The sequence below is a fragment of the Kluyvera fluvialis genome, from assembly GCF_059725275.1.
Genome location: NZ_AP046142.1, coordinates 1671996 through 1685331 on the forward strand (window position 1 = coordinate 1671996; position 13336 = coordinate 1685331).

At 49.1% G+C, this 13336-nt stretch carries 10 protein-coding genes and 1 pseudogene; 8 read left to right on the top strand and 3 right to left on the bottom strand.

Annotated elements, in window-relative coordinates:
- Positions 1 to 17: 17 nt before the first annotated feature.
- Positions 18 to 1454: a magnesium transporter gene (gene mgtE / locus AC6I4B_RS08005; RefSeq protein WP_497770848.1), complete on the top strand. Its 1437-nt coding sequence runs from the start codon at positions 18 to 20 to the stop codon at positions 1452 to 1454.
- Between the two features lie 355 nt (positions 1455 to 1809).
- Complete coding sequence (mqo, locus tag AC6I4B_RS08010; RefSeq protein ID WP_497770849.1) at positions 1810 to 3450, top strand: malate dehydrogenase (quinone); 1641 nt, start codon at positions 1810 to 1812, stop codon at positions 3448 to 3450.
- A gap of 89 nt (positions 3451 to 3539) precedes the next feature.
- Here mqo and eco read toward each other — a convergent pair whose 3' ends face one another.
- Positions 3540 to 4031, bottom strand: coding sequence for a serine protease inhibitor ecotin (gene eco, locus AC6I4B_RS08015; protein WP_497770850.1), 492 nt, complete (start codon positions 4029 to 4031; stop codon positions 3540 to 3542).
- 440 nt (positions 4032 to 4471) lie between these two features.
- Between eco and AC6I4B_RS08020 the strand changes: the two are divergent.
- A pseudogene (locus AC6I4B_RS08020) lies at positions 4472 to 4609 on the top strand (IS110 family transposase); the annotation flags it as partial.
- Between the two features lie 156 nt (positions 4610 to 4765).
- Here the strand turns inward: AC6I4B_RS08020 and AC6I4B_RS08025 are convergent.
- Positions 4766 to 5467: a hypothetical protein gene (locus AC6I4B_RS08025; RefSeq protein WP_497770852.1), complete on the bottom strand. Its 702-nt coding sequence runs from the start codon at positions 5465 to 5467 to the stop codon at positions 4766 to 4768.
- A gap of 679 nt (positions 5468 to 6146) precedes the next feature.
- Between AC6I4B_RS08025 and AC6I4B_RS08030 the strand changes: the two genes are divergently transcribed.
- Positions 6147 to 6755: a DUF2913 family protein gene (locus tag AC6I4B_RS08030; protein WP_497770853.1), complete on the top strand. Its 609-nt coding sequence runs from the start codon at positions 6147 to 6149 to the stop codon at positions 6753 to 6755.
- Here the strand turns inward: AC6I4B_RS08030 and AC6I4B_RS08035 are convergent.
- A complete protein-coding gene (locus AC6I4B_RS08035) occupies positions 6744 to 7025 on the bottom strand; it encodes a hypothetical protein (protein ID WP_497770855.1) in 282 nt (93 codons plus the stop codon). The genes AC6I4B_RS08030 and AC6I4B_RS08035 overlap by 12 nt on opposite strands.
- 487 nt (positions 7026 to 7512) lie before the next feature.
- Between AC6I4B_RS08035 and AC6I4B_RS08040 the strand changes: the two genes are divergently transcribed.
- The 4 genes from AC6I4B_RS08040 (at position 7513) to AC6I4B_RS08055 (ending at position 13310) form a co-directional block, all read left to right on the top strand.
- Complete coding sequence (locus AC6I4B_RS08040) at positions 7513 to 8475, top strand: reverse transcriptase domain-containing protein (protein WP_497770856.1); 963 nt, start codon at positions 7513 to 7515, stop codon at positions 8473 to 8475.
- A gap of 184 nt (positions 8476 to 8659) precedes the next feature.
- Complete coding sequence (locus AC6I4B_RS08045; RefSeq protein WP_497770858.1) at positions 8660 to 11437, top strand: autotransporter outer membrane beta-barrel domain-containing protein; 2778 nt, start codon at positions 8660 to 8662, stop codon at positions 11435 to 11437.
- A gap of 436 nt (positions 11438 to 11873) precedes the next feature.
- Positions 11874 to 12653 (top strand): helix-turn-helix domain-containing protein, encoded by a 780-nt coding sequence (locus tag AC6I4B_RS08050; protein ID WP_497770860.1) that lies wholly within the window; start codon positions 11874 to 11876, stop codon positions 12651 to 12653.
- 153 nt (positions 12654 to 12806) lie between these two features.
- A complete protein-coding gene (locus AC6I4B_RS08055; protein WP_497770861.1) occupies positions 12807 to 13310 on the top strand; it encodes a hypothetical protein in 504 nt (167 codons plus the stop codon).
- Positions 13311 to 13336 lie beyond the last annotated feature (26 nt).

Genomic DNA, 13336 nt, shown 5'->3' on the forward strand with positions numbered 1-13336 from the left:
GCGAATAAGGATTATTCATGTCTCTGTTGAAGAAGAACAGCGCCCGCCTGCGCGACGAAGAGCGTATGCGGCTTATCTGGTTGTTAACCACCGATAAAGCCGTGACCTCTGCGCTGTTGGGTAAATTAACGCTCGCCGAGCAGTATGACGAAAGCGCGCTGAGTGACGACCTTGCGGAAGTGGGGGCGCTGGTTGCGCATTTGCCGCCGCCGGATCTTGCCGATACCCTCGAAGCTTTGCCCTCCGAAGAACGTCACGCCCTGTGGAACATGGTCGAAGATGAGCGGCGCGGGAAGGTTTTGCTCGAAGCATCGGAGAACGTCTGGGATGACCTCATTGAGGATATGAGCGACCGGGCGTTGCTCGATGCACTGCAAACGCTGGATATCGACGAACAGATTTATCTGGTGCAGCATCTGCCTCGCGACCTGACGGGACGCCTGCTGGCTTCGATGTCGCCTGCGGAACGGGCGCGCGTGCGTCAGGTGATGAATTACGACCATGACCAGATTGGCTCCATCATGGAGTTTGAGGTCATCACTATTCGTGCCGACGTGACTCTGGCGTCGGTGCAGCGTTTTCTACGGCGGCTGGGCAAAATGCCGGAGAACACCGATAAACTGTTTGTTATTCAGCGCGATAAAACGCTGATTGGCGAGCTTGAGTTGAAGACGATCCTCCTGAATTCGGCGGATCGCTACGTTCATGAAGTGATGGAAGCAGACCCCGTAGCGTTCCATCCAGAAGAAAAATCGGAAAGCGTCGCCCGAACCTTCGAACGTGACAACTTGATCAGTGCTGCGGTGATTGATTCAGAAGGCAAATTGATGGGGCGTTTGACCATCGATGAAATCGTTGATGTGGTATACGAAGAAACCGACAGCGATTTGCGCCGTATGGGCGGCCTGAGCAGTGAAGAGGACGTTTATGCGCCAGTGATGAAAGCTGTCAAAACTCGCTGGGCGTGGCTCGCGATTAACCTGTGTACGGCGTTTATCGCCTCCAGGGTTATCGACGGTTTTGAACACACGATTTCGCAGTTGGTAGCGCTCGCTTCACTGATGCCGATTGTCGCCGGTATCGGCGGCAACACCGGTAACCAGACCATCACCATGATTGTCCGCGCACTGGCGCTTCAGCATATTCAGCCGGGTAATTTCTCATTCCTGATCCTGCGTGAGATGGGCGTCGCACTGATTAACGGGATTGTCTGGGGCGGCATTATGGGTACGGTTACCTGGCTGCTGTATGGCGACCCGCATCTTGGCGCAGTGATGACGCTGGCGATGATCCTCAACCTGCTGGTGGCGTCGATTATGGGCGTACTGATCCCCATGATCATGGTGAAACTGGGGCATGATCCAGCGGTGGGGTCGAGCGTGATGATCACGGCGATCACCGATACCGGCGGATTCTTTATTTTCCTCGGGCTGGCAACGGTGTTCCTGCTGTAAATCTGCCATCGTCGGGCCTGCGGTGACTATCGCAGGTTCGGGGCTGGAAATGGGAGTCGGAGCGAGAAAACGGCAAATCAGGAAGGGTATTCACAGGTTATTGATGACGGCTTTTCTATAAGCCAGTGATAACCTGTTTAACATCACAAAGGGGAGAATGATACCGCTTCCCGTCACATTCTACTAGTACCAAACTTCATTTTCTGTACACATTTATTAAACATTTTAATAACAGATCTCAAAACTCAACTTAAATTTTAAACAATATTTAATTTTATCTTGCTGGGTGGTAACGTAACTGTACGGATGTTTTTACCTGCGTGTAACAAACGCGAGTCAAGTAAGGCCCCCTGCAATGAATAAAAAAATGGCAGTACCCAACACACAGAAAACGGTTTCTGTGGCGACTAAGGCGAAGGCTCGTGAGGTGCACGAGACAGATGTATTGCTGATCGGTGGCGGAATTATGAGCGCTACGTTGGGTACGTGGCTGCAAGAGCTGGAGCCTGACTGGTCAATCACTATGGTTGAGCAGATGGAAAGCGTAGCGGAAGAAAGCTCCAACGGCTGGAATAACGCCGGTACTGGGCACTCGGCGCTGATGGAGCTCAACTATACCCCGCAAAAAGCTGACGGCTCTGTCAGCATCGAAAAAGCCATTGATATTAACGAAGCGTTTCAGGTGTCCCGCCAATTTTGGGCGCACCAGGTGACGCGCGGCGTACTGGCGCAGCCAAAAAGCTTTATTAACACCGTGCCGCACATGAGCTTTGTGTGGGGCGAAGATAACGTCAATTTCCTGCGCGCCCGCTACCGTGCGTTGCAGAAAAGCCCGCTGTTTAGCGGTATGCGTTATTCCGAAGATCACCAACAGATCAAGCAATGGGCGCCGCTGGTTATGGAAGGGCGCGACCCGCAGCAGATTATCGCGGCTACGCGTACCGAAGCTGGTACTGACGTCAATTACGGTGAAATTACCCGTCAGTTGATTAGCGCGCTGAAAACGCGCGACCGCTTCTCGCTACAGTTGAACACGGTGGTACGCCGCTTCCACCGTAATGCGGATAACAGCTGGACGGTTACGGTGTCTGACGCCAATAACAGCCACGCTAAACGCACTATTCTTGCCAAATTTATCTTTATCGGTGCGGGCGGCGCAGCGCTGAAGTTGCTTCAGCAAACCAAAATCCCGCAGGCGAAAGAGTACGCAGGCTTCCCTGTTGGCGGCCAGTTCCTGGTGTGTGAAGACCCCGAAGTGGTTAATCACCACCTGGCGAAAGTCTACGGCCAGGCCTCGGTAGGCGCTCCACCAATGTCCGTACCGCATATTGATACCCGTATTATTGACGGTAAACGCGTGGTGCTGTTTGGGCCATTCGCGACCTTCTCCACCCGTTTCCTGAAAAACGGCTCGCTGTGGGATTTGCTGGCTTCAACCAATAAATCTAATATTCTGCCGATGCTGAACGTGGGGCTGGACAACTTTGATCTGGTGAAATATCTGGTCGGTCAGGTGCTACAGAAAGACAAAGACCGCCATGCGGCGCTACGCGCTTACTATCCGATGGCGAAAAAGCAGGACTGGCGTTTGTGGCAAGCGGGCCAGCGTGTACAGATTATCAAACGTGATGCCCGTATCGGCGGCGTACTGCGTTTGGGGACGGAAGTGGTTAGTGACGATGAAGGCACAGTGGCTGCGCTGCTGGGGGCGTCACCTGGGGCTTCTACTGCCGCGCCTATCATGCTGGAGCTGATGGAAAAAGTCTTTAAAGACAAAATGCAGACTGCCGAATGGCAGGAAAAAATCCGCGCGGTAGTGCCAACCTATGGCTCTACGTTGACGGAAAACCCACACTTGATTGAGAAGACGCTGGCCTACACCAGTGAAGTGCTTGGGCTGCGTTATGAAGCGGCTAGAGAGGCGGATCCGGTACCTGCGGCGCAAGTGGTATCGAAACCGGTAACGCTGAAAGAGATTGCGGATATCGCGCTGTAAAAAAATACCCGGCGTTGCAAGGCTTCGCCGGGTTGTGCTATCTGCGTTACCCGGCGAGGGTGTTGACGCCAACGCCGGGAGTCACGATATTAACGAACGACCGCATCATGCATGGTATCTTCTGCTGACCATACGCGGTATTTAACTTCAACGTTTTCCGGCGTATAGACAACGATTGGCAGTTTGCTGTTGTAGCGCAGCATCCCTTCTTCACCCAGGGATGCGCTGACGAATTTCTTGGTTTTTTGTTTGTCAGGACATGCCATCATGGTGGACATCGGGCCGCTCACTTTCTCAACGACGTAGTAGTCGTAACCCCAGCCTTCCAGCGTTTTGCTTTCCAGTTTGCCGCCCAGACGGTGGTGGTTGCAGTCCACTTCCAGCGTCTGACCGACCAATAACTCTACTTTATAGGCTGATTCGTCTTTCTGCGCTGGCAGTTGAATGACCTGACGCTTCATGCCTTTTTCTGCCTGCGGGTAAGGTGCTACCTTTTCCAGCGGCTGTTCTGTGGCTAACGCACTGCTGGAGATACAAGCAACGGCCAGTAATGAAGCGGCGAGTTTATGTGTGTTTTTCACTGTGAATCCTTTTTATCAGTATGCAACAGGATGAGAATATCATTGCTGACATGAATGGTAATCGTATTTTACTGAATATTGCATTAGGAATAGTGCTATATATTGCCTATATGAATGAATATAGCGATTACCTCTCCCACAAATGGCGTATCCGCCTAAGATCTGATGACGACTCATGGTCAAGCACGTTCTCATTATAGCCGCGCTACTTGGCGCTATCCCTGCGGCTAACACTTCCATTCAAGCACGTTGTTTTTGCAACGATTCGGGACTCCTTGCTGAGGCCTTTTAATCGCAAGTTCAATGACTTTCTGAGTTCGCGCTCGTGTGGCAGTTAATTGGGCATTCATTGATTTTCACCATCATCTATCGGCGATGGGGGAGGGTGTTATTTCATCACTTAAATCTACCAGGATTTTTTCGGCTTTGCGTGAGTGGTCTACATACGGTTGGTCGCTACTGGGAAAACTAAAAAGTTCATATTGATGGCATGTATTGGAAAACGACTGAACATTCTGAATGCAATGCTAAAAAAGAACGAAGCATGGGACCCTGAGTATCACAGTGATGCTTCGTAATCGGAGTTTAAAGACAGTTGCTATGCTCAAACTATATGGCAGGCTCGTGGGGTTAGTCCAATATCTGGTTTGCCGGATAGTGACGATATTGCGATGGCCAGTATCAATCGTCAGAGGTTGAAACTTAAATCGCGCTCCTCACGTCTGCTGCTGTTATCATAATTTGGGCGGATACCAGTTTTTAAAATCGTCACCCAGGTGTTGCTTGAGCAACGGAAAGCCTAATGAGGATACGCAGGGACTCTTATCGTCACAATACCATTTGACCGCACCAAAAAATCCTTCCCAGGATCGGTAATCCATTATCTTATTTTCAGGCGGAAGTGTTGCGTGATTGGAGAGTACCGTACCGGTGAAATTTGTTTGTGCCGCAGTGTCCATCGGTTCTGTGTGCAGCGATGTTCGCAGGTTATCAAGGTTAGTCTGGTTTTTTATACTGACTCTTTTATAAGGCTTTGAGAATGGCATTGCTTTATAAAACTGACTCACACCCCCGAGCCTTTTTTCAAATAGTTCAATGCACAGGTCATCTTTCTTTGCTAATGGAAATGATACAGATACCTGGATCTTGGTTGTTTTTTCGATAGGGCTAATTTGCAATACTGGCTGGATGGGCCCCACGGCTTTTCTGAATATAATGCCATAACAAAAACCCTCACTTCCTAGTTCAATCGATATAGTCTGTATCGGGATGTCAGTATGGGTCTCTATGTCTTTTAAGAAAAAAACAGAGGGATGAGTGATAATATCTAAAATGATGTGCCTTGTTGTGCTATGTAAGGTAATTGAATCGATGTCAGTATCAGATCTTGTTAACCGGGGCGTTTTTCCATAGGGGGACATGATGGTTATTTTCACAGGAATCTCTGGTGCAATATTATAAATCTGGATATTTATTCACAGTATCACGCTCTGGCTTTAAATATATGTATGATACTTCCTGAGTCAGCGTGTTCCAGTACGAGTCTGGAATGGGATTTATTCTAATGTAGAATAAATTCTGTTCTATAATGAAATTATATGCTTAATATGTTTTCGAACATCAGATATGTCAAGGTATATAATTATGGATTTATTATTAGGGGGCAATTGTGAACAGTGAGTCCGGCCCGTTCACCGTGTCGCCATTCACCAGACGCAAATCCGTATATTGATGCTCTGTCGCCTAGCCCTGAGCGGGGCTCGATGGCTTACATTTATGTAATTACCCGAAATGGATATCCGCATAAATAATTAAAGGTTTCCGGGGAACCGCATGGTTATTTTTCATTGGAATTATGACCCCAGCATGAAATGTTTTGTAGTAAAATTCCCTATGGCTACCATAGTAAATCATTGTGTATAATACAGATGTGATTAAGTTTGTTTTTTCGGAAAATAAATATTATTTTTGGTTGTGTTTTTTACTTCATGATGCTTATTTTTTTAGCGAAAAATAAAGCCGTATAATTTTGTGATTTGCATGAGCATGAATGATAGAACGATTAATGGCTAACTCATGGTATGGGACTTTATCTTTCAGGGCAGATAAGTGTGTATGCTAAAAATGGAAAAAACCGGGCATATGGTGTGGTGTGCGCTTATTGCACTTCTTACCGCCAGTTCCGACGGTAGAATTACGTCAGCGTTACAGGAGGATATGTTTATCACTCGCTGGCTGATACAAGCAAAAAAGCAGAGGCGGTTTTCACGGGATGTCACCACAGACATTGACTGGATACTGAGCCAGGCCAGTTCGCTCGGGAGACAAGCTCGTTTACGCGATAAATTGTTTAAGCTCTGGGATACGTGTTCTGGTGAGCTGGAGGCTCAGAGCGATCTCTTCAGACTCATCTGTTCTATGGATATGCTCCGGCAGTCAGGCTGGAGCTATTGTGTTGTGAGCGACCGGGAATGGGGTCGTGCCTCTCCGTATCAGGAGAGCAGTATCTTACTGTTGAAAGATTCCCTGGAGATGAACTTTAGCGACGAGGGGGAGCAGCTATGCCCTTTACCCATCCGAATTTACGGTGTGGTGGATACGCTCAATAGGCTGCTCAAACAATGTGGCTGGGAAGTGATTTATCATGATCCGGCATGGGAACTGACAACTTGCTCTCCAGTGATAACCGATGGGAAAGATGCCCAGACGTTATCAGGTCGCTAAATCCCTTAAAAGAATGCGACTTATCCTCATGAGGCATTTTTCCTCTTTGCAAAGGAGTGCAATCAAATGACAAAATCCATTTTTCCAACCACAATATTTTTTCTGGCTTGCGGCCTCATTATTATCTTCGTCCTGATGTTCATTGTATTCCCGCCACTGGATACCGCGCTTGCCTAGACCGCGCATACCTCCCTGGATTCTGAAGCGGTATATATAACCAGTAAAAATACTGTCGCTGAGATGCAATTTTGTACCCAAACAATTATCCACGAAAGCTATCGCCGATTATATGGTGCGGCTGGCAAAATACCTCACTTCACGTCAACCCCATATGCTGGATAAAAAAGTTATTTTCAACGTGTGCAGGAAATCAGCCTTGATGTCTGCCTGTCATGCAGGGAGGGCAGGAACAACATCATACCTGAACATGCCGTCAGAGATGATGAATAAGCCTATCGGGGGATTACTGGTGATAAGCATGATCTGGCTGGTGGGGGCAATCTGTGATTGTTTTTTATTTTTATATTCCTGTCCCATCTTACAGTTTAGTTAATATAAAAATAAATCCAATTTAAATGCGTTTCTCATATTATTGTGTCCATTTTAATATTTGCATTTTACTTATTTCCATTATTGAAACTTTGATCTACTATCGTTGTTATCGGAAGGTATGAAAGACATCTTTATATCTTTTGAAAAAAATAAATACATAAATAATTCCAGAAATATATTTTTTGCACTAAAGGGATTTCGCGCAATGGATCATTCTATTCTGTACGACATATGGCATCAGGCGTATACCTCGATTTGTCTGCGTCGTATTCACGCGCCCGTGAATAATGATATCTGGCATTTACGCTTTCATTGTCAGCAGTACTCGATGGCGCTATTTCATCAGGTCATGGCGGGGCGTTACGTTTTATCGCCTGTGTCGCGCAGTCGTGGGCAGGGGCCACTGCAGTGGAGCGTGATGGATGCGGTGGTACTGGAATTCCTCATGTTATGCCTGAAAGAGATATTGCCGGTGCACGATCGTCGTCAGTACCAGGCTGGTGGGCTGGTGGGTGCAGTGGCTCAGGTTTCTCAACGTCTTGCCTCTGGCCGGTTCTCTTTTGTGTACCGGACGAATATCCGGGGTTTTTATGAGCATATTCGTAAACCAGCGTTGATTTCGCTGGGAGAGCAGCACATCCATGATCAGCGACTACGCACGTTGTATGAACAATATGTCTGCTATGCCATTGAGGACGACGGCGTGATTCACTCGCCCCTTAAAGGGATCTGCCATGGCGGTGCTCTCAGTCCACTGATTAGTGCCAGCGTGCTTTACCACATTGATAACCATTTTGAGCAGCGTTGTGGGGCCGGTTTCTGGTTTGCCCGATATATGGACGATTTTCTCATTCTCAGCGAAAAGCGCTGGCCCGTTAAGCATGCGATTTCCTGGCTCCAGACGCAGTTTGATCTGGAGGGGGTTAGGTCGGTCTCTGACAAAACGGTGGTTGGGCGAGTCGATAATGGCTTTGACTGGCTGGGTGTCAGGTTTGATTCACACGGAAAACGCATTGCGCCGGAGGCGATAGCCAGCTATCAGCGCAAGCGAGCAGAGAAATATCAGCACTGTCAGTGCCGACGTTATACCCGGCAACAAACGTCTGAAGTGATGGAACAGTATGACCGCCGCTGGGCTAGATGGGCTGCTTTGTTGCTGACTAACTAAGTTTATCACCCATTGCTGACGAAGGGCTTCGCGCTTAGCAATGGGGCTGGGTAATACCGGCATGGAGTCAGGAAGCCGACACGATATTCACTAAGGATAGGGACATTTCCCCTGAATAAAAACACTGCCTCCGGCTTTATGAGCAACCCTACTTCAGGGGGAAGCAGAATAGGAGAAGAATTATATGAACATTCATACCAAACGCCGCTACTGCGCCCTCGCCGTCGCAGCACTGCTCACTCAATCCGCCGCGTACGGTGCCACGTATAATACAGGTATCTACACCGGCCCGAACGGTGGTATATGGGGTACTGCCAGTACGTCCATACCAACGCTCGCCACTAATGGTACCGTCGTCAACACCGTCGGGACCGACACCGCAGGTTTGTTCATGGGCGACTTCAGCACCTCTGGTGTATCATACAACGTTGCTCAGTTCGACCTAACCTCTCACGCAACCGTCGGTACCGCATACGGCGCCCGCGTCGTCGCCCAAGGTCATGACTTGACCATCGACCACAGCAGCATGAACGTTACTTCCGACCAGGACTCCGCCTGGGGCGTGATGACGACCGGTGGGGGAGCTATTGGCACCGGGGTGACCACGGTAACTAACAGTGATATCACAGTCACCGCCGCGATAGACGCATACGGCTTGGTATATGGTGACGAGAGCGCAACTAGCATCAACGCACCGCTGACTATCGCTGACAGCAACATCCAGGCGAACGGAACGGTCAGCGGCACTGGTGTCGAGGTGCATAACACCGGTACTCTATCCATGGACAACAGCACTGCGCACGGATCCACGGTAGGGATCAAAGCCCAGGGACTTGGTGCTGCAACGATCGTTGGTAGCACAATCAGCGGAGACTTAGGCGGCCTGTCGCTCGCTCGGAGCACTGTCGCTGGCTCCGCCACTACCTCGGACGTTACCCTGCACAGCAGTAGCGTGCAGGGGGGTACAGGGGCGTACCAAGCTGATGGTACCTACTCTGTACTGACCTCGGGGACAAACAGTAACGTCGTAGCCGATACCGGAAGCACGATCACCGGCGATTACGTTATTGGCGCTTCAACGAACTATTCAGGCCACAGCGTGCTGAACATGAGTGACGCAGGCACCAGCCTCAATGGGAACGTCATTGTGGACAACCAGAACAGTAGCGACACGGCCAACAGCGCGGGAGGCGGGGCGAACAGTGCCTCCGTCAACGTTGCCAACGGCGCGCTTTGGCAGGGTAATGCATCTACGATCAATACCACTGCGGGGCTTGCTGAGCAAAGCACCATCAGCGTTGCATTAAGTACTGGAGGTACATGGAACGGTGACGCGCAGCAGAACGCGTCCGGTGTAGCAACCAATATGAACGTTGCGATCACCAATGGTGGCGTGTGGCAGGGTAACGCCACTATGGACAGCGGTTCCGCTGGGGTAACCAGTGTCTCATTGGACGGCGTGGGCTCCATCTGGAACGGTAACGCGATCACTGACGCCACTGCCACGGGTTCGACTACCATCGACCTCAGCAACGGTGCCGTCTGGACGGGTGCTGTACAGGACGCCCGCGTCACTCCGTCGGATACCGCCCTGAATCCGATGGCGGTGGGTAATACCAGCTCCATCGCGTTATCTTCTGGTGCGACATGGGTGAATACTGATAATTCCACGCTCAGTTCATTAAGTCTCAACAACGCCACTCTGGAGATGCATAACGGCGACGTCTACACCCAGACCATGACCGGGTCCAGTGCCACGATTATCTCGGACTACAACGTGAATACCGGACTCTATAATATGCTGACAGCGGGTAACGCCAATGGCGACTATCACGTTATTGCCCGCGATAACGGCGCCGAGGGGGTGGTATCGACGGGAGCGACGCTGATGGACGTGCGGTCCGGCGATGTGACCGTTACAGGGACTTCGGATATCGGTACTTACCAGTATCAGACCGTTGCCGTGAAAAATGCGGACGGCAGCACTTCTGTAGTGCTGAATGACATTCCTGCTGGTGGCGATGGTGGCGATGGTGGCGATGGTGGCAAGGCGTTATCCACTCAGGCCAAAGCTGCAGTTAACACCCGTTCCGCATCGACTGCCTTGTGGTATGCGGGAGATGAGGCGCTGGATGGTCGTATGAACGATGCGCGTCACGGACAAGATAACGGCAATGGCGTCTGGCTCAACACTTTTGGTGGCAAGCAGAGTCTTAACCAGTCTCGCGGTGGCGACTATGATGCCAAGATTGGCGGCGTTATGCTGGGTGTCGATAAAGTGTTTGATATGAAAGACAACAGTAAGCTGCTGGTAGGCTTCGCAGGTTCATGGGGTAAAGCCGACCTGGATATGGATAATGCCGGAGGTGACATCAACGACTATTCGGCGCAGGTTTATGCGCAATGGCGTCTGAACAACGGTTTCTTCGCTGAAGGCTCCGTTAAAGCAGCCCGCTTTGAAACCAGCCAGGATGTTATCTCCACTGACGGCTCCCGTTCCAGCGGCGATTACAATTCAGCAGGTTATGGTGCCAGCCTGAAAGGCGGTTACAGCTGGAAACCAGCGAAGAAAGTCTTTGTTGAACCTTACGTTAAGCTGTCCGCGATGCGTCTGCAGAGCGCAAACTACACCACCGACAACGGCATGAAAGTTGAGACTGGCTCTTATGACTCCCTGCGCGTTGAAGGCGGACTGGATGCGGGTATCTGCACGGGTCGTAACGATAGCGTCTGTCCGTATGTACATTTGGCCGGGGTATCAGAACTGGCGGATGGCAACAGCGAACGCATCAACGGTGAAAATATCAATAACAGCATTGATGGCTCGGGTTTTGTCGGTGGTGCTGGTGTTCGCGTCCAACTGACGAAGAACCTCAGTGCGCATGCCGCCCTTAACTACGGTCACGGTGAGCACAGCGAAACTCCGGTACAGGGTAACCTGGGTATCAACTGGAGCTTCTGATAAGTCTGACCCCGGGTTTTTCCCCGGGGTCTTTTCGTTTCAGGTGATAAGGAATGGCCCGCTGGTTATTTTCTCTTTTATAGAAGGTTCCCGGCGGGTCTTCTACCGGGAAGGAGTATTAACACCGAAGACCATAAAAGAATGACCGGTGATGTGGCTGATGAACGTTGAAAGTGTCGCTTATTGCCGTGTTTTCTTAACACTATGGTCGGAATAAAGCGTCAACACACATTGTCATGAGAAACCAATAGCTATTGTACCGGTACCATCCCCATACCCGATGACGATCATCTCAGGGCAACACCATGACGAACGATGTGGTGTTATAGGGGGGCGGATTTTCGGCTTCATCCTATATATAATCTATATATAAAACGATACTTTTATCAGCATAATTGGGGGAATCTAATTTAATGATTAAGTAGTAGGTATCGTTATGATGGGGCGAAAAAAACAGCATTCAATTGACGATCTGCTTGCATTGTACCAGCAAGAAAGTCAGGCTGCGGCATCATTATTCACCCATCAGTATGAGCTTCCATCGGAGAATGAGTCTCATAAAAAAGAGACACGGTACAATGAACTGTTACAGCTTTGCGAACGACTCCACGCGTTGCTCCCTCAGGGTGAAATCCATTCGATTCCTCACGATCATACATTGCCACTGGATGTCGAAGGTAAAAAATATGTTGCTTTCGTGCGTAAAGGAAGGATGGGGGCTGAATTCAGGTATGAGCATATGCTGGAATGGGTATCTTCGGGGGTGATTAATCCTCCGCAGATGTATGGGGCAGGGCGTATCGATCCTCAGATTGGTGATATTCATATGCGACTTCGGACGCACAGTAGTATGGCAGAGATCGAACTCTATCCGCTAAATTATTTTGAGACATTACTCACTGAACGGCAGGCCTGGGAACTGGCCGCACGCATCCTGGCATACAATATTTCCTATATGGCGATGATGTTTACCATGCAGTTTGCAGGGGGGGCCTACCAGATTATTCGGGGCCATTTGCTCCATATGTCGAACCGAGATTTTCTGTTTCTCAGGCAATATAACGTTGCTGCTTTGATAAGTAAAAGAACCGGGCTTTCTAAAAGTACGGTTACTTCCGTGTTATCCTCGTTAAGACAACTTGGATATATAGGATTATCGCGCGGCAGATTAGTATGGATAAAGGCACTTCCTTCCACGCTTCCTGTGGCTTATTAATTGATTCTACTCGGGGAATGGGGAAGATAGTAACTTTATCTGAGAAAGCCTCTGTTTTAGTTGAAAATAATAACCAATTATATTGATATTGACCTGGTGTTTTGACATATAGCATAAAACGGCTTCTATTTATAAAATAGTGAAACTCATAAAATGAATAAATCTATTTATCGATCAGATGATTTTTTTCTGGTGTGTGGATGTATTATTTTAGCCATCCTGATTATTATTTTTTCTTTCCCAATAAACTCTGCCTTTTTTGAGACTGAAAAGACTTATCCGACGAGTAAAATGGTACATATTGTTGTCGAGCCCTCCCCTGCGCTGGAACACTCACCTGTGGTGAAACATTTCTGTAACCAGAAAATTGCGGTTCAGGCTATTGTGGATTATAAGGCGAGGCTTGCCAGATATCTCTCTTCACAGCAGCTATATATGCTGGAAAAAAAAGGATTTTTTGAACGCATAAAAGAAATCAGTATCAATGCTTGTTTATCAGGAGCCTGGGATCGAAAGCATGGGGTTCGGGCAGGCACTCCTTCGGTTCTTCCCGGAGAGAACATGTCAACAAATGTTGTTGTCAGAGACGATGAGAGTGTTTATACCGACGGTTTGCTGATCATTGGAGGGGCCTGGCTGGCGGGATATAGCCTGTAATCATATTTTAACCTGCTATGTATTTT